At 68.2% G+C, this 17716-nt stretch carries 12 protein-coding genes and 1 tRNA gene; 11 read left to right on the forward strand and 2 right to left on the reverse strand.

Going from position 1 to position 17716, the window contains the following annotated elements; translation table 11 throughout:
- Positions 1-59 precede the first annotated feature (59 nt).
- Entirely contained in the window at positions 60-1073 is a 1014-nt protein-coding gene (locus AC3EUJ_RS11165) for an adenosine deaminase (protein WP_431960927.1), read from the reverse strand.
- Between the two features lie 129 nt (positions 1074-1202).
- Entirely contained in the window at positions 1203-2420 is a 1218-nt protein-coding gene (locus AC3EUJ_RS11170; RefSeq protein ID WP_431960929.1) for a pyridoxal phosphate-dependent aminotransferase, read from the reverse strand.
- A 214-nt stretch (positions 2421-2634) separates the two neighbouring features.
- Here AC3EUJ_RS11170 and AC3EUJ_RS11175 point away from each other — a divergent pair.
- The 11 genes from AC3EUJ_RS11175 to AC3EUJ_RS11225 all read left to right on the forward strand — a co-directional run bounded on the left by AC3EUJ_RS11175 (position 2635) and on the right by AC3EUJ_RS11225 (position 17544).
- Positions 2635-2707, forward strand: a tRNA-Trp gene (locus AC3EUJ_RS11175).
- Between the two features lie 62 nt (positions 2708-2769).
- Entirely contained in the window at positions 2770-3069 is a 300-nt protein-coding gene (gene secE / locus AC3EUJ_RS11180; RefSeq protein WP_431960930.1) for a preprotein translocase subunit SecE, read from the forward strand.
- Between the two features lie 69 nt (positions 3070-3138).
- Positions 3139-3981, forward strand: a complete 843-nt coding sequence (nusG, locus tag AC3EUJ_RS11185) for a transcription termination/antitermination protein NusG (protein ID WP_431960931.1) — start codon at positions 3139-3141, stop codon at positions 3979-3981.
- A gap of 620 nt (positions 3982-4601) precedes the next feature.
- Positions 4602-5498 carry a hypothetical protein gene (locus AC3EUJ_RS11190; protein ID WP_431960932.1) on the forward strand — a complete coding sequence of 299 codons (897 nt, stop codon included), beginning with the start codon at positions 4602-4604 and terminating at the stop codon, positions 5496-5498.
- Between the two features lie 347 nt (positions 5499-5845).
- Positions 5846-6280, forward strand: coding sequence for a 50S ribosomal protein L11 (gene rplK, locus AC3EUJ_RS11195; protein WP_319135229.1), 435 nt, complete (start codon positions 5846-5848; stop codon positions 6278-6280).
- A gap of 74 nt (positions 6281-6354) precedes the next feature.
- Positions 6355-7080 carry a 50S ribosomal protein L1 gene (gene rplA / locus AC3EUJ_RS11200; protein ID WP_431960933.1) on the forward strand — a complete coding sequence of 242 codons (726 nt, stop codon included), beginning with the start codon at positions 6355-6357 and terminating at the stop codon, positions 7078-7080.
- A 163-nt stretch (positions 7081-7243) separates the two neighbouring features.
- Positions 7244-8197 (forward strand): SCO4651 family lipoprotein, encoded by a 954-nt coding sequence (locus tag AC3EUJ_RS11205; RefSeq protein ID WP_431960934.1) that lies wholly within the window; start codon positions 7244-7246, stop codon positions 8195-8197.
- A gap of 271 nt (positions 8198-8468) precedes the next feature.
- Entirely contained in the window at positions 8469-9023 is a 555-nt protein-coding gene (gene rplJ, locus AC3EUJ_RS11210) for a 50S ribosomal protein L10 (RefSeq protein ID WP_089226434.1), read from the forward strand.
- Positions 9024-9104: 81 nt separating this feature from the next.
- The gene (rplL, locus tag AC3EUJ_RS11215) at positions 9105-9488 is read left to right on the forward strand and encodes a 50S ribosomal protein L7/L12 (protein ID WP_431960935.1); all 384 of its coding nucleotides are present in this window, start codon (positions 9105-9107) and stop codon (positions 9486-9488) included.
- Positions 9489-10052: 564 nt separating this feature from the next.
- Positions 10053-13541, forward strand: a complete 3489-nt coding sequence (gene rpoB, locus AC3EUJ_RS11220; protein ID WP_431960936.1) for a DNA-directed RNA polymerase subunit beta — start codon at positions 10053-10055, stop codon at positions 13539-13541.
- A 103-nt stretch (positions 13542-13644) separates the two neighbouring features.
- The gene (locus tag AC3EUJ_RS11225) at positions 13645-17544 is read left to right on the forward strand and encodes a DNA-directed RNA polymerase subunit beta' (protein WP_431960937.1); all 3900 of its coding nucleotides are present in this window, start codon (positions 13645-13647) and stop codon (positions 17542-17544) included.
- The last annotated feature ends 172 nt before the right edge of the window (positions 17545-17716 follow it).

Consider the following 17716-nt stretch of genomic DNA (forward strand, 5'->3'; position numbering starts at 1 on the left):
TGACGACCAGCCGCTGGACGACTTCGCCGCCACCGTCGCCCGCACCGTACCGGCCGGGCTCAGCCGCTGAGCCAGTCGTCGATGCCCGCCAGGAGCTTGGTGCGCACGCCCTCCGGCGCCGCGGAGCCGCGCACCGACTGGCGGGCCAGTTCGGCCAGCTCCTCGTCGGTGAAGTCGTGCGCGTCCCGGGCCAGTTCGTACTGCGCGGCGAGCCGCGAGCCGAACAGCAGCGGGTCGTCGGCGCCCAGCGCCATCGGCACCCCGGCGTCGAACAGGGTGCGCAGCGGCACCTGCTCGGGCCGGTCGTAGACGCCGAGGGCGACGTTCGACGACGGGCAAACCTCGCAGGTCGTGCCGCGCTCGGCGAGGCGGGCCATCAGCCGCGGGTCCTCGGCGGCCCGCACGCCGTGCCCGACCCGGACGGCGTGCAGGTCGTCCAGGCAGTCGCGGACGCTGCCCGCGCCCGCCAGCTCGCCGCCGTGCGGCGCCGCCAGCAGCCCACCCTCCCGGGCGATGGCGAAGGCCCGGTCGAAGTCCCTGGCCAGGCCCCGGCGCTCGTCGTTGGAGAGCCCGAAGCCGACCACCCCGCGGTCGGTGTAGCGCACCGCGAGACGGGCCAGCGTACGGGCGTCCAGCGGGTGCTTGGTGCGGTTGGCGGCGACGAGGACGGCCATGCCCACGCCCGTGTCCCGGGAGGCGGTCTCCACCGCGTCCAGGATGATCTCCATCGCCGGGATCAGCCCGCCCAGGCGCGGCGCGTACGAGGTCGGGTCGACCTGTATCTCCAGCCACCCAGACCCGTCGCGGGCGTCCTCCTCGGCGGCCTCGCGCACCAGACGCCGGATGTCCTCGGGGGAGCGGAGCACGGAACGCGCGATGTCGTACAGGCGCTGGAAGCGGAACCAGCCGCGCTCGTCGGTCGCGCGCAGCCTGGGCGGCTCGCCCGAGGTCAGCGCCTCGGGGAGGTGCACTCCGTACTTGTCGGCGAGCTCCAGCAGGGTCGCGGGCCGCATCGAGCCGGTGAAGTGCAGGTGGAGGTGCGCCTTGGGGAGGAGGGATACATCGCGTGCCATCCACAGATCCTGCCGCACCGGCGGGGGGTGCCGGTACCGCTTTCGTTCCCTTTCCCCGAACGAGCGCTTGCCCGCACACACACGCGGGCTCCCTGACCTGCTGGTCAGGGAGCCCGCGGGCCGCAGGACTCAGGCCTTGGCCTCGCCCAGCAGCTTCTGCAGCCGGGAGACGCCCTCGACGAGGTCCTCGTCGCCGAGCGCGTACGAAAGGCGCAGGTAGCCGGGGGTGCCGAAGGCCTCGCCCGGGACCACGGCGACCTCGGCCTCCTCCAGGATCAGCTCCGCGAGCTCCACGGAGCTCAGCGGCCGCTTGCCCCGGATCTCCTTGCCGAGCAGCGCCTTGACCGATGGGTACGCGTAGAACGCGCCCTCCGGCTCGGGACAGACGACACCGGGGATCTCGTTGAGCATCCGCACGATGGTCTGGCGGCGGCGGTCGAAGGCCTTCCGCATCTCGGCCACGGCCACCAGGTCGCCGGAGACGGCGGCCAGGGCGGCGACCTGGGCGACGTTGCTCACGTTCGAGGTGGCGTGCGACTGCAGATTGGTGGCGGCCTTGACGACGTCCTTGGGGCCGATGATCCACCCCACGCGCCAGCCGGTCATGGCGTAGGTCTTCGCCACGCCGTTGACGACCACGCACTTGTCGCGCAGCTCGGGGAAGAGCGCCGGCAGCGAGACCGCGGCGGCGCCCCCGTAGACCAGGTGCTCGTAGATCTCGTCGGTCAGCACCCACAGGCCGTGCTCGACGGCCCAGCGGCCGATCGCCTCGGTCTCGGCCTCGGTGTATACGGCGCCGGTCGGGTTGGACGGCGACACGAAGAGCACGACCTTGGTCTTCTCCGTGCGGGCCGCCTCCAGCTGCTCGACGGAGACCCGGTAGCCGGTGGTCTCGTCGGCGACCACCTCCACCGGGACGCCGCCCGCCAGCCGGATCGACTCGGGGTAGGTCGTCCAGTACGGCGCCGGGACGATGACCTCGTCACCCGGGTCGAGGATCGCGGCGAAGGCCTCGTAGATGGCCTGCTTGCCGCCGTTGGTGACCAGGATCTGGGAGGCGTCGACCTCGTACCCGGAGTCGCGCAGTGTCTTGGCGGCGATCGCGGCCTTCAGCTCCGGCAGGCCGCCGGCCGGGGTGTAGCGGTGGTACTTCGGATTGCGGCACGCCTCCACGGCCGCCTCGACGATGTAGTCCGGCGTCGGGAAGTCGGGCTCGCCGGCTCCGAAGCCGATGACCGGTCGCCCGGCGGCCTTGAGGGCCTTGGCCTTCGCGTCCACGGCCAGCGTCGCGGACTCGGAGATCGACCCGATGCGGGCCGACACGCGTCGTTCAGTTGCAGCGGTCATGTCTGCATCGTCGCAGACCCGGCGGCAGCGGAGCACACAAGTTCACGTTCCGGTCGCAACCGCGCGCAACCGCGCCGAACCGCGCCCGGACACGGTAGGCATTCGACGCCCGGCCCGCGAACACGTACACTCATCCGTCGATGGCCCCCGCGAGCTGATCTTGGCTGCGCACATCGTGCAGCCGCCCGGATGCGGTACGTTGGGGGGCATTCAAAGGGTCGTAGCTCAATTGGTAGAGCACTGGTCTCCAAAACCAGCGGTTGGGGGTTCGAGTCCCTCCGGCCCTGCTACAAGCAGGCAGACGCTTTGAGGATTGTTCGGCAAACGACCCGGATTCAGGTGAGGACGAGTGACGGAAGCCCTGGGCTCCACCGCGACGCCTGAGAGTGGTCGTCCCGACAGTGACTCCACCGACTCCGGCTCCAAGAAGCCCCGCCGTGGCGGCAAGCGCGGCAAGAAGGGGCCCCTCGCGCGCCTCGCGCTCTTCTACCGCCAGATCGTCGCGGAACTCCGCAAGGTCGTCTGGCCCACGCGCAGCGAGCTCATCACCTACACCAGCGTGGTGATTGTCTTCGTTGTGGTCATCATCGCGCTCGTTACCGTGATTGACTGGGGATTCAACAAGGGCGTCTCGTACGTCTTCGGGTGATTCCTCCCGCGGAGGGTGCCCGTGGCGCCCGACCGCCTGTTCCACATCGTGAAGGAAGAAGCAGCGACCGTGTCTGACCCGAACCTGTACGACGCCGACGAGACCGTCGAGGGCGACGACACCGCGCTCGACATCGTCGAGGCAGCCGACGGCGACATCGACCAGGCGGAGGCTGCAGACGAGGCCGCCGGCGAGCCCGCCGAGCAGGCTGCCGTCCAGGTCGTCGACGAGGACGAGGCCACGGAAGAGGAAGAGGCCGCGGAGGAGGAAGAGGCCGCGGAGGAGCAGGCCCCGGTGGACCCGGTCGCCGCGTTCCGCGACGAGCTGCGCGCCCTCCCTGGCGAGTGGTACGTCATCCACACGTACGCCGGCTACGAGAACCGCGTGAAGTCCAACCTGGAGCAGCGCGCCGTCTCGCTCAACGTCGAGGACTACATCTACCAGGCCGAGGTGCCCCAGGAAGAGGTCGTCCAGATCAAGAACGGCGACCGCCGTACCGTCCGTCAGAACAAGCTGCCCGGCTATGTGCTGGTCCGCATGGACCTGACGAACGAGTCCTGGGGCGTCGTCCGCAACACCCCCGGCGTCACCGGCTTCGTCGGCAACGCCTACGACCCGTACCCGCTGACGCTGGACGAGGTCACCAAGATGCTGGCCCCGGAGGTCGAGGAGCAGGCCGCCGCCGCTGCCGAGGGCGGCGAGGGCGGCGCCGTGCCGAAGCGCAAGGTCGAGGTCCAGGTGCTGGACTTCGAGGTCGGCGACTCGGTCACGGTCACCGACGGCCCCTTCGCGACGCTGCAGGCCACGATCAACGAGATCAACCCGGACTCGAAGAAGGTCAAGGGCCTCGTGGAGATCTTCGGCCGCGAGACCCCGGTCGAGCTCAGCTTCGACCAGATCCAGAAGAACTAGTCAAACGATCATCCGAAAGGGCCCCTGCCCAGCGGTTTCCCGTTGGGCAGGGGCTCTTTCGCGTGCTGAGGGCCGTCACCGGGCCGTCGAACGTCTCCGGGCCTTGCGGAAGACGGCGTCGACCGCCAGGCCGAAGATCGGCCGGTTCGGGCGGACGAACCGAGCCAGCACGGCAAGGGTTGCGTGCCAGGTGGCCGTACCGTCCGCAGCCGCCGACGGTACGGCAGAGACGTTGCCGGAGATCACGCGCCGGTACGAGCCATCAGCGCCCGTGTCCTCCAGTAGCCGAGCCCACGCGCGGATGTGCGATGGCGGCAACGATGCCAGTGGCCGGTTGCCCAGGTGGGGGACGGCATGGAGCCGGAGGGGGCTCTCCACCGCGACCCGTGCTGCCGCGTCGGGCAGGTCCGCAGACCGCCCGAGTCGCCGCAAGCTCACGGGCCCCGATCTCTCGCCCCGTGGCTAGTTCCAGCCCAAAGCCTCTCCACACCGTCCGCGTGGGCACCCCAGCCGCTGTCCGTCCCTGTCGCTAGCATCGCGGCAGTCTCTGGGGAGGAAGCATGGGTTACTCTGGCGATTTTGTTCTGGCGCGCAGCGATTCTTCGTTGCGGGACCTGCCTGTGTTCGACGACCCGGAGTGGTGCATCGACGAGCGTGCTGATTACTTCCATGAGTGCTCGCCGCGCCGCCCCGGGGGCTGGCAGACGCTGCAAGTGAATGACCATCTGCCGGAGAACGACGACGACCGATGGCTGCGACGGCTGGTCACAGCGACCGGCTCGCCGGTCATGATCGCAAGCATCATGGACAGCGATGTCTGCTACGTCCGCGGTCTCACTCCCTCCGGGGTGACTTGGTCGGCTTTCCTTGACCCGGTGATGGCCGCCGACTACGAGGTGTCGGGGCCGCCGCCCTCGGAGGATGACGCGCCACCGGGAGAGACCGACAGGGACAGAAGCATCCGATGGCTGCTCGCAGACGTGCCCGAGAATACGGAGCAGATCGCAGACTGGGCCGCCGAGGCAGGGTTCACGGCGAACCGTGACGCACTGCGCATGGTCCTGGTCAAGAGAGCGGACCCGTTCGTGGAAGACCTCTTCTTCGAACTGATCGATGCCTGCGGACTGCCGGCGAGCGAGCCCGTCCGGGAAGATCTCGCAGACTCGGACGCCGTCGTGCACCCTGACCACCGCCCCGAGGAGAACCGCCCACGCGGCGCCAGACTTGAAGCAGCGGTGCTGAACCTTCCCCGTGACGGGCACCTCGTGTTGCAGTGCGCCGCAGAGGCGGACTGCTACGCCCAAGTCTGGCTCCGGCCTGACGGCACATACCAGCTCGAATATCGTGATCGCAGTCCCAGCGAGCACTATCAGACACGGACAGTCTCAGCGGACAAGGTCATTGCAGCCGTGGTGGGCTGGGCGGCGGGCGAGGTTGCCTGGCGGGATTCCTTCCAATGGAACTTGAGCACGGAGCTTGGGGCCGTCCACGGGCCGCTTGAGACGAACCAGCGTTGACAGACAACAACAACTGATCACGCATTTTGCCCGGGTCAGTGCCCACAGCCCGCATGCTGGCCCAGGTCCGAGGCTAGGTACACCTCTTTCGTGTGTACGTCCCAGGGGCGGGCGCCGAGGGCCTGGGCGGCCCTGGAGGGATGCCGAACGGCGGGGCCGGGGCCAGGGGCCGGTGGCTGCGGCCGGGGCGCCGGCAGGCCGCCCGGGCGGTCCCCGGGAGTGTCCCGGTGTGCTGCCGGGCCTTCTCTGACCTGCTCGGTTTCGGGGCTCGGCACGATACCCGCTATCGTGGTGCGGTATGCCTGCTCGCAGGCAGGAAAACTCTCACTAGGACCCGGAGAGAGCACATGCCTCCCAAGAAGAAGAAGGTCACGGGGCTTATCAAGCTCCAGATCAACGCTGGTGCGGCCAACCCGGCCCCGCCGGTGGGCCCGGCGCTGGGTCAGCACGGCGTCAACATCATGGAGTTCTGCAAGGCCTACAACGCGGCCACCGAGTCGCAGCGTGGCTGGGTGATCCCGGTGGAGATCACGGTCTACGAGGACCGTTCCTTCACCTTCATCACCAAGACCCCGCCGGCCTCCCGCATGATCCTCAAGGCCGCGGGTGTGGAGAAGGGCTCCGGCGAGCCGCACAAGACCAAGGTCGCGAAGCTTACGCGTGACCAGGTCCGCGAGATCGCCACGACCAAGCTGCCCGACCTCAACGCGAACGACCTGGACGCCGCCGAGAAGATCATCGCCGGCACCGCGCGTTCCATGGGCATCACGGTCGAGGGCTGACCACTCCACCAGCAGTTCCGTGGCAGGGCCTGCTCGGCCCGCACCACGACTCCTCAAGACACACAGGAGCAGTAGTGAGCAAGCGCAGCAAGTCTCTCCGCGCTGCGGACGCCAAGATCGACCGGGAGCGTCTGTACGCGCCCCTCGAGGCCGTCCGTCTCGCCAAGGACACCTCCACCAGCAAGTTCGACGGCACCGTCGAGGTGGCCTTCCGTCTGGGCGTCGACCCGCGCAAGGCCGACCAGATGGTCCGTGGCACCGTGAACCTTCCGCACGGCACCGGTAAGACCGCCCGGGTCCTGGTCTTCGCGACCGGTGACCGTGCCGAGGCCGCGCGTGCCGCGGGGGCCGACATCGTCGGCGCCGACGAGCTGATCGACGAGGTGGCGAAGGGCCGTCTGGACTTCGACGCCGTCGTCGCCACCCCGGACCTCATGGGCAAGGTCGGCCGCCTCGGCCGCGTCCTCGGCCCCCGTGGTCTGATGCCGAACCCGAAGACCGGCACCGTCACCCCCGACGTGGCCAAGGCCGTCACCGACATCAAGGGCGGCAAGATCGAGTTCCGCGTCGACAAGCACTCGAACCTGCACTTCATCATCGGCAAGACCTCGTTCGGTGAGCAGCAGCTGGTCGAGAACTACGGCGCCGCCCTGGACGAGATCCTCCGTCTGAAGCCGTCCGCCGCCAAGGGTCGCTACATCAAGAAGGCCGCCATCAGCACCACGATGGGCCCCGGCATCCCGGTCGACCCCAACCGCACCCGCAACCTCCTCGTCGAGGAGGACCCGGCCGCCGTCTGACCGGGGCGGGCCCCTCGGCCCGTGCAGCTGTGAAACCGGCCCCGCGCCTCTCCGGAGGCGCGGGGCCGGTTTTTTCCGTACGACCGTGTCGGCGCGGTGCGTTAACGTGACAAGCGGTTGCATCGCGCAGTCACAGACGACGAACAGCATGGGGTGGGGATTCATGAGCGTGTCCGCGGCGAAGCGTGTGGGCGTCGGTCTGGCGGCCTTGGCCGTCGTGGTCGGCCTCGCGGGCTGCGACGACGGTGACGGGGGCGGCAAGAAGCGGAAGAAGGCCGACGCGCCCCACTCCGCGGTTCAGTCCCAGGGCAAGATCGCCGAGATCATCCAGGCAGCCTTCAGGAAGACGTCGGAGGCCAAGTCCGCCAAGGTCCGCATGACGGTCAGCACGCCGCCCGGCGTGGAGGGCGGCGGCACAGTGGAGGTGACCGGCGTGCAGGGGTGGGATCCGGCGGTCATGGACTTCACCGTGAAGGGCTCCGCCCTCGCGGCCGCCGGCCCGGACGCCCCGTCCGAGATGCGGATGATCATGGTCCACGACGTCATGTACATGGACTTGGGGGCGATGCAGGCCGCCGAGATGGGCGGCAAGCGCTGGATGAAGCTGGACTTCAAGGCCGCGGCCGAGGCGAGCGGCAGCGAGGCGCTTCGGAAGCAGCTGAGCGGCAGCCTGGGGAACCTGAACCAGGACCCGTCCGAGCAGCTCGCCCTACTGCTCCAGTCGCCCAACCTGAAGCACGTCGGGGCGGAGAAGGTCGGCGGCGCCGAGACGGACCACTACAAGGGCACGCTGACGTTCGCGGAGATGGTCGACGCCAACAAGGCCGCCGACCTGCTCTCCGCGAAGCAGCGCGCGGCCGTGATCGCCAACGCCGAGAAGGCGGGCATCAAGGGGTACGACACCGAGATCTGGGTCAACGGGGACCACTACCCGGTGAAGATGGTCGTGGGGATGAGGATGCCCGAGGGCACGGTGCGGATGACGGCTCGCTACTCCGACTACGGCACCGCCGCCACGGTCGAGGCCCCGTCGGCGAAGGACACCGTCGACCTCTTCGGGATGCTGAAGGACATGAAGGCGTCCGGGCTCACCGGGGGCACCGGCCTCACGGGCTGACCGGCGCCGACGCCGGATTTGCCGGGCAGGGATCCGTTCGCGTACCCTTCAACGGAAGCCAAAGACCGCTGGTTGCTGGCGCGTCCGTGAGGGCGCGGCAGCCGAAGGATCCGCTGATGCGGACGGCCCGCGCAGGTGACAGTGGATGCACTCCTGGATTCGCTCCTCGCGTATCCGGTCGAGTCACGCCCCGTGCGCCTGCGCCGGGGCGTTTGTTTTGCCCGGCCCCTTCCCGTGCGGTCCGAATCACCCGGAAGGAGGCCGAGGCTCTATGGCGAGGCCCGACAAGGCCGGTTCGGTTGCCGAGCTGACGGACAAGTTCCGCAGCTCCAACGCCGCCGTGCTGACCGAGTACCGCGGTCTCACCGTGGCGCAGCTCAAGACGCTGCGCCGTTCGCTCGGTGAGAACGCCCAGTACGCCGTGGTGAAGAACACGCTGACCAAGATCGCGGCCAACGAGGCCGGGATCACCGCACTGGACGACCTGTTCGCGGGTCCGACGGCGGTCGCCTTCGTCACCGGTGACCCGGTGGAGTCGGCGAAGGGTCTCCGTGACTTCGCCAAGGAGAACCCGAACCTCATCATCAAGGGCGGTGTGCTTGACGGCAAGCCGCTGTCCGCCGATGAGATCAAGAAGCTCGCGGACCTCGAGTCCCGCGAGGTGCTGCTCGCCAAGCTGGCGGGTGCCATGAAGGCCAAGCAGGGCCAGGCCGCTGCTGTCTTCCAGGCCCTGCCCTCGAAGCTCGTCCGCACCGTGGAAGCGCTTCGTGCGAAGGCCGAGCAGGGCGGTGCCGGTACGCCGGCTCCCGCCGAGGACGCGGAGTAACCACTCCCGTGCTCTAGCGGGCCCGTACGCCCGCCGACATGTACATCCGGCACCTGCCGAATTAGTGGAAGGACCGCCATCATGGCGAAGCTCAGCCAGGAAGACCTGCTCGCGCAGTTCGAGGAGATGACCCTCATCGAGCTCTCCGAGTTCGTGAAGGCCTTCGAGGACAAGTTCGACGTCACCGCCGCCGCCCCGGTCGCCATGGCCGCCGCCGGTGTCCCCGGCGCCCCCGCCGAGGCTGTCGAGGAGAAGGACGAGTTCGACGTCATCCTCACCGGCGCCGGCGACAAGAAGATCCAGGTCATCAAGGTCGTGCGCGAGCTGACCTCCCTGGGCCTGAAGGAGGCCAAGGACCTCGTCGACGGCACCCCGAAGCCGGTCCTCGAGAAGGTCAACAAGGAGGCCGCGGACAAGGCCGCCGAGTCCCTCAAGGCCGCGGGCGCGTCCGTCGAGGTCAAGTGATCTCTGCCCCTTCCGGGGGCTGATCAGCCGCGGGGCGGCCACCCTTTCGGGTGGCCGCCCTCGGTCGTTTGCGTGGTGCGTCACCCGGTCCGGCGACCGGCCCGGGTAGGGTGATCATCACCGTTCCGGGACCGTCGCCTTCCTTCAGCTGTGACGATCTCCGCGGGGCGGAGGCCTTGACGAACCGCACGCAGCGCGCGATTCTCAGGACGCGTCGTCACATCGGCCATGGACCGAGGCATGGAACGAAGGCGATGCGGGAATGCCTAGCGTGGCAAGCGTGAACGAGGGCATGACGGCTCACAACAAGGGGCTCCTACCGACCCCTCCGGAGGACGAGATTGGTGCAGCGCCGGTCTCCGAAACTCTGCACTGGACATCAGTGTGCCAAGCGGCTACACTGACCCTTTGCGCTGCCTGTTAGCTGCCGCCTGGCCCGTCACCAGGGGCAACCCCAAGCCTGAGCACACATGAGGAGCCGCCCTGACCAGGGCATCCTTGTCTGCGCCCGGGGGCGGAACCGGTACGCGCGTAGTGAGTCCGAGCCCTCGGAAGGACCCCCTCTTGGCCGCCTCGCGCAACGCCTCGACTGCCAATTCGAACAACGGCGCAAGCACCGCCCCGCTGCGCATCTCTTTCGCGAAGATCAAGGAGCCCCTCGAGGTCCCGAACCTCCTCGCGCTGCAGACCGAGAGCTTTGACTGGCTTCTCGGCAACGCCGCCTGGAAGGCTCGCGTCGAGGCGGCCCTGGACAGTGGTCAGGACGTCCCCACCAAGTCCGGTCTGGAGGAGATCTTCGAGGAGATCTCCCCGATCGAGGACTTCTCCGGGTCGATGTCGCTGACCTTCCGCGACCACCGTTTCGAGCCTCCGAAGAACTCGATCGACGAGTGCAAGGAGCGCGACTTCACGTACGCGGCCCCGCTCTTCGTCACGGCCGAGTTCACCAACAACGAGACCGGCGAGATCAAGTCCCAGACGGTCTTCATGGGCGACTTCCCGCTCATGACCAACAAGGGCACCTTCGTCATCAACGGCACCGAGCGTGTCGTGGTGTCCCAGCTGGTGCGCTCGCCGGGTGTCTACTTCGACAGCCAGATCGACAAGACGTCCGACAAGGACATCTACTCCGCCAAGGTCATCCCCTCCCGTGGTGCCTGGCTGGAGATGGAGATCGACAAGCGCGACATGGTCGGTGTCCGCATCGACCGCAAGCGCAAGCAGTCCGTCACCGTCCTCCTGAAGGCGCTCGGCTGGACCACCGAGCAGATCCTCGAGGAGTTCGGCGAGTACGAGTCGATGCGCGCCACCCTGGAGAAGGACCACACCCAGGGCCAGGACGACGCGCTGCTCGACATCTACCGCAAGCTGCGTCCGGGCGAGCCGCCGACCCGTGAGGCCGCGCAGACGCTGCTGGAGAACCTCTACTTCAACCCCAAGCGCTACGACCTGGCCAAGGTCGGCCGCTACAAGATCAACAAGAAGCTGGGCGCGGACGCCCCGCTCGACGCCGGCGTGCTGACCGTCGAGGACGTCATCGCGACGATCAAGTACCTGGTCAAGCTGCACGCGGGCGAGACCGAGACCACCGGTGACAACGGCGCGTCCGTGGTCGTCGAGGTCGACGACATCGACCACTTCGGCAACCGTCGTCTGCGCAACGTCGGCGAGCTCATCCAGAACCAGGTCCGCACAGGTCTGGCCCGTATGGAGCGCGTCGTCCGCGAGCGGATGACCACCCAGGACGTCGAGGCGATCACGCCGCAGACCCTGATCAACATCCGGCCGGTCGTCGCCTCCATCAAGGAGTTCTTCGGCACCAGCCAGCTGTCCCAGTTCATGGACCAGACGAACCCGCTGTCGGGCCTGACCCACAAGCGCCGTCTGTCCGCGCTGGGCCCCGGTGGTCTGTCCCGTGAGCGGGCCGGCTTCGAGGTCCGTGACGTGCACCCGTCCCACTACGGACGCATGTGCCCGATCGAGACCCCCGAAGGCCCGAACATCGGTCTGATCGGCTCGCTGGCCTCCTACGGCCGGGTGAACGCGTTCGGCTTCGTGGAGACCCCGTACCGCAAGGTCGACGAGAACGGTGTCGTCACCGACGAGGTCAACTTCCTCACGGCCGACGAGGAGGACCGCTTCGTCATCGCCCAGGCGAACGCGCCGCTGACCGACGACAACCGCTTCGCGGAGTCGCGCGTCCTGGTGCGCCGCCGTGGTGGCGAGATCGACTACGTCCCCGGCGAGGACGTGGACTACATGGACGTCTCGCCGCGCCAGATGGTGTCGGTCGCGACCGCCATGATCCCGTTCCTCGAGCACGACGACGCCAACCGCGCGCTCATGGGATCGAACATGATGCGCCAGGCGGTGCCGCTGCTCAAGGCGCAGGCCCCGCTGGTCGGCACCGGCATGGAGTACCGCTGCGCGGTCGACGCCGGTGACGTCATCAAGGCCGACAAGGACGGTGTGGTCCAGGAGGTCTCCGCGGACTACATCACCGTCGCCAACGACGACGGCACCTACAACACCTACCGGGTCGCCAAGTTCTCCCGCTCGAACCAGGGCACGTCCTTCAACCAGAAGGTCGTCGTGGACGAGGGCGCCCGCGTGATCGCCGGCCAGGTGCTCGCCGACGGCCCGTCCACCGAGCGCGGTGAGATGGCGCTGGGCAAGAACCTCCTGGTGGCGTTCATGCCGTGGGAGGGCCACAACTACGAGGACGCGATCATCCTCAGCCAGCGTCTGGTGCAGGACGACGTCCTCTCCTCGATCCACATCGAGGAGCACGAGGTCGACGCCCGTGACACCAAGCTCGGCCCCGAGGAGATCACCCGGGACATCCCGAACGTCTCCGAGGAGGTCCTGGCCGACCTCGACGAGCGCGGCATCATCCGCATCGGCGCCGAGGTCGTCGCAGGCGACATCCTGGTCGGCAAGGTCACCCCGAAGGGCGAGACCGAGCTGACCCCGGAGGAGCGCCTGCTGCGCGCGATCTTCGGTGAGAAGGCCCGTGAGGTCCGTGACACCTCGCTGAAGGTGCCGCACGGCGAGACCGGCAAGGTCATCGGCGTGCGCGTCTTCGACCGCGAGGAGGGCGACGAGCTGCCGCCGGGCGTGAACCAGCTGGTCCGCGTCTACGTGGCGCAGAAGCGCAAGATCACCGACGGTGACAAGCTCGCCGGCCGTCACGGCAACAAGGGCGTCATCTCCAAGATCCTGCCGATCGAGGACATGCCGTTCCTCGAGGACGGCACCGCGGTCGACATCATCCTCAACCCGCTGGGTGTCCCGTCCCGAATGAACCCGGGACAGGTCCTGGAGATCCACCTCGGCTGGCTGGCCGCCCAGGGCTGGGACGTCGCCGGCCTCGGCGACGAGTGGGCGCGCCGCCTCACGGCGATCGGCGCCGACCGCGTCGAGCCCGGCACCAACGTCGCCACCCCGGTGTTCGACGGTGCCCGCGAGGACGAGATCGCCGGTCTCTTCGAGGCCACGATCCCGAACCGCGACGGCCAGCGCCTGGTGCTGCCCTCCGGCAAGGCCCGGCTGTTCGACGGCCGCTCCGGCGAGCCGTTCCCGGACCCGATCTCGGTCGGCTACATGTACATCCTCAAGCTGCACCACCTGGTGGACGACAAGCTGCACGCCCGCTCCACCGGTCCGTACTCGATGATCACCCAGCAGCCGCTGGGTGGTAAGGCGCAGTTCGGTGGTCAGCGTTTCGGTGAGATGGAGGTGTGGGCCCTTGAGGCGTACGGCGCGGCCTACGCGCTGCAGGAACTGCTCACCATCAAGTCCGACGACGTCCTGGGCCGTGTGAAGGTCTACGAGGCCATCGTCAAGGGCGAGAACATCCCCGAGCCCGGCATCCCCGAGTCCTTCAAGGTGCTCATCAAGGAAATGCAGTCGCTCTGCCTCAACGTGGAGGTGCTGTCCTCGGACGGCATGTCCATCGAGATGCGCGACACCGACGAGGACGTCTTCCGCGCCGCGGAAGAGCTCGGAATCGACCTGTCCCGGCGCGAGCCGAGCAGCGTCGAAGAGGTCTGACGGGCCGGCCGGGGAGCCGATCCGCTGAGATCGGCTCCCCGCCCTCCCCCGGACCGTTCAGACATGTTTGACTTTCGACCCCGAAAGAGGGATTGACGACAAAGTGCTCGACGTCAACTTCTTCGACGAGCTGCGGATCGGCCTGGCGACCGCGGACGACATCCGGCAGTGGTCGCACGGCGAAGTGAAGAAGCCGGAGACCATCAACTACCGCACCCTCAAGCCCGAGAAGGACGGACTCTTCTGCGAGAAGATCTTCGGCCCCACCCGGGACTGGGAGTGCTACTGCGGCAAGTACAAGCGTGTCCGCTTCAAGGGCATCATCTGCGAGCGCTGCGGCGTCGAGGTCACTCGCGCCAAGGTGCGTCGTGAGCGGATGGGCCACATCGAGCTGGCCGCTCCCGTGACCCACATCTGGTACTTCAAGGGCGTTCCGTCGCGGCTGGGCTACCTGCTCGACCTCGCCCCGAAGGACCTCGAGAAGGTCATCTACTTCGCCGCCTACATGATCACGTGGGTGGACGACGAGCGCCGCACGCGCGACCTGCCCTCGCTGGAGGCCCAGGTCTCCGTCGAGCGTCAGCAGATCGAGCAGCGCCGTGACTCCGACATCGAGTCCCGGCAGAAGAAGCTCGAGGCCGACCTGGGCGAGCTGGAGGCCGAGGGCGCCAAGTCCGACGTGCGCCGCAAGGTGCGCGAGGGTGCTGAGCGTGAGATGAAGCAGCTGCGCGACCGTGCCCAGCGCGAGCTCGACCGGCTCGACGAGGTGTGGTCCCGCTTCAAGAACCTCAAGGTCCAGGACCTGGAGGGGGACGAGCTGCTCTACCGCGAGCTGCGGGAGCGCTTCGGGACCTACTTCCAGGGTTCGATGGGTGCCGCGGCGCTGCAGAAGCGCCTGGAGTCCTTCGACCTGGACGAGGAGGCCGCCAAGCTCCGCGAGATCATCCGTACCGGCAAGGGCCAGAAGAAGACCCGGGCGCTCAAGCGCCTCAAGGTCGTCTCCGCCTTCCTGCAGACCACCAACAAGCCGCAGGGCATGGTGCTGGACTGCGTCCCGGTGATCCCGCCGGACCTGCGTCCGATGGTGCAGCTGGACGGTGGCCGCTTCGCGACCTCCGACCTGAACGACCTGTACCGCCGCGTCATCAACCGCAACAACCGCCTCAAGCGCCTCCTCGACCTCGGTGCCCCCGAGATCATCGTGAACAACGAGAAGCGCATGCTTCAGGAGGCCGTGGACGCGCTCTTCGACAACGGCCGCCGCGGCCGCCCGGTCACGGGCCCCGGCAACCGTCCGCTGAAGTCGCTGTCCGACATGCTCAAGGGCAAGCAGGGCCGGTTCCGTCAGAACCTGCTCGGCAAGCGCGTCGACTACTCGGCCCGTTCGGTCATCGTCGTCGGCCCGCAGCTCAAGCTGCACCAGTGTGGTCTGCCCAAGGCCATGGCGCTGGAGCTCTTCAAGCCGTTCGTGATGAAGCGCCTGGTGGACCTCAACCACGCGCAGAACATCAAGTCGGCCAAGCGCATGGTCGAGCGCGGCCGCACGGTCGTGTACGACGTGCTCGAAGAGGTCATCGCCGAGCACCCGGTGCTGCTGAACCGTGCGCCGACCCTGCACCGCCTCGGCATCCAGGCCTTCGAGCCGCAGCTGGTCGAGGGCAAGGCCATCCAGATCCACCCGCTCGTCTGCACCGCGTTCAACGCGGACTTCGACGGCGACCAGATGGCCGTGCACCTGCCGCTGTCCGCGGAGGCACAGGCCGAGGCCCGCATCCTGATGCTGTCCTCGAACAACATCCTCAAGCCCGCCGACGGCCGTCCGGTGACGATGCCGACGCAGGACATGGTCCTGGGTCTGTTCTTCCTCACCACGGACGCGGAGGAGCGCGAGCTCCGCGGCGAGGGCCGGGCGTTCGGCTCGACCGCCGAGGCGATCATGGCCTTCGACGCGCGTGAGCTGTCGCTGCAGTCCAGGATCGACATCCGCTTCCCGATCGGCACCGTCCCGCCCCGCGGCTGGACCCCGCCGGCGGACGTGGAGGGCGAGGAGCCCTGGCAGCTCGGCGACTCCTTCCGGCTGAACACGACCCTGGGCCGCGCGCTCTTCAACGAGCTGCTGCCCGAGGACTACCCGTTCGTGGACTACCCGGTGGGCAAGAAGCAGCTCTCCGAGATCGTCAACGACCTCGCCGAGCGCTACCCGAAGGTCATCGTGGCGGCGACGCTCGACAACCTGAAGGCGGCGGGCTTCCACTGGGCGACCCGTTCCGGTGTCACCGTGGCCATCTCCGACGTCGTCGTGCCCGAGGCCAAGAAGGCCATCATCGCGGGCTACGAGGCACAGGACGAGAAGGTCCAGAAGCAGTACGAGCGCGGTCTGATCACCAAGGACGAGCGCACGCAGGAGCTGATCGCGATCTGGACCAAGGCGACCAACGAGGTCGCCGAGGCGATGAACGCGAACTTCCCGAAGACCAACCCGATCTTCATGATGGTCGACTCGGGCGCCCGCGGAAACATGATGCAGATGCGCCAGATCGCGGGTATGCGTGGCCTGGTGTCCAACGCGAAGAACGAGACCATCCCGCGGCCCATCAAGGCGTCGTTCCGTGAGGGTCTCACCGTGCTGGAGTACTTCATCTCCACCCACGGTGCCCGTAAGGGTCTCGCGGACACCGCCCTGCGTACCGCCGACTCCGGTTACCTGACGCGTCGTCTGGTGGACGTCTCGCAGGACGTCATCATCCGCGAGGAGGACTGCGGCACCGAGCGCGGCCTCAAGCTGGCGATCGCCGAGCGCTCCGAGGACGGTTCGCTGCGCAAGACGGACGACGTCGAGACCAGCGTGTACGCGCGCTGCCTCGCCGAGGACGTCGTGGTGGACGGCAAGGTGCTGGCCACCGCCGGCACCGACCTGGGCGACGTGCTCATCGAGCAGCTCATCCACAACGGCGTCGCGGAGGTCAAGACCCGTTCGGTCCTGACCTGCGAGTCCGCGGTGGGCACCTGCGCGATGTGCTACGGCCGTTCGCTCGCGACCGGCAAGCTGGTGGACATCGGTGAGGCGGTCGGCATCATCGCCGCCCAGTCCATCGGTGAGCCCGGTACCCAGCTGACGATGCGTACCTTCCACACCGGTGGTGTGGCCGGTGACGACATCACCCAGGGTCTGCCGCGTGTCGTCGAGCTCTTCGAGGCGCGTACCCCCAAGGGTGTCGCCCCGATCTCGGAGGCGGCCGGCCGCATCCGGATCGAGGAGACCGAGAAGACCAAGAAGATCGTCATCACCCCGGACGACGGTGCCGAGGAGATCGCCTACCCGATCTCCAAGCGTGCCCGTCTGCTGGTGGGCGAGGGCGACCACGTCGAGGTCGGCGAGAAGCTGACCGTGGGTGCCACCAACCCGCACGACGTGCTGCGCATCCTGGGTCAGCGGGCCGTCCAGGTCCACCTGGTCGGGGAAGTGCAGAAGGTCTACAACTCGCAGGGTGTGTCGATCCACGACAAGCACATCGAGATCATCATCCGGCAGATGCTCCGCCGGGTGACGATCATCGAGTCCGGTGACGCGGAGCTGCTGCCGGGCGAGCTGGTCGAGCGCGGCCGCTTCGAGACCGAGAACCGTCGGGTCGTGGCGGAGGGTGGCCACCCGGCCTCCGGCCGTCCGCAGCTGATGGGTATCACCAAGGCCTCGCTGGCCACCGAGTCCTGGCTGTCGGCCGCCTCCTTCCAGGAGACGACCCGGGTCCTGACCGACGCGGCGATCCACGCCAAGTCCGACTCGCTGCTGGGCCTCAAGGAGAACGTCATCATCGGTAAGCTCATCCCGGCCGGTACGGGCCTGTCCCGCTACCGCAACATCCGGGTCGAGCCGACCGAGGAGGCCAAGGCCGCGATGTACTCGGCCGTCGGCTACGACGACATCGACTACAGCCCGTTCGGCACCGGCTCCGGCCAGGCCGTCCCGCTGGAGGACTACGACTACGGCCCGTACAACGGCTGAGTCGTGCGCTTGAAGCCGCTGGGCGGCCACCCCTTCCGGGGTGGCCGCCCAGCGGCTTTCCACGGGGTCTGGACGGGCCTGTGGGGCCCTCTGGGCGGTCCGGCCGGGGGAGGAGGCGGCGCGGTCGCGCCGGCCGTGTGACGAGCCGCCCGCGGAACGTGGTTTTCCGGGC

Source organism: Actinacidiphila sp. bgisy160, assembly GCF_057707815.1.

Excerpts from the sequence above, each read along its gene's own strand:
- AC3EUJ_RS11205 (WP_431960934.1), top strand. The coding sequence starts at position 7,244 with ATGAGCGTGTCCGCGGCGAAGCGTGTGGGCGTCGGTCTGGCGGCCTTG.
- rplK (WP_319135229.1), top strand. The coding sequence starts at position 5,846 with ATGCCTCCCAAGAAGAAGAAGGTCACGGGGCTTATCAAGCTCCAGATC.
- AC3EUJ_RS11165 (WP_431960927.1), bottom strand. The coding sequence starts at position 1,073 with ATGGCACGCGATGTATCCCTCCTCCCCAAGGCGCACCTCCACCTGCAC.
- rplJ (WP_089226434.1), top strand. The coding sequence starts at position 8,469 with ATGGCGAGGCCCGACAAGGCCGGTTCGGTTGCCGAGCTGACGGACAAG.
- rplL (WP_431960935.1), top strand. The coding sequence starts at position 9,105 with ATGGCGAAGCTCAGCCAGGAAGACCTGCTCGCGCAGTTCGAGGAGATG.
- AC3EUJ_RS11170 (WP_431960929.1), bottom strand. The coding sequence starts at position 2,420 with ATGACCGCTGCAACTGAACGACGCGTGTCGGCCCGCATCGGGTCGATC.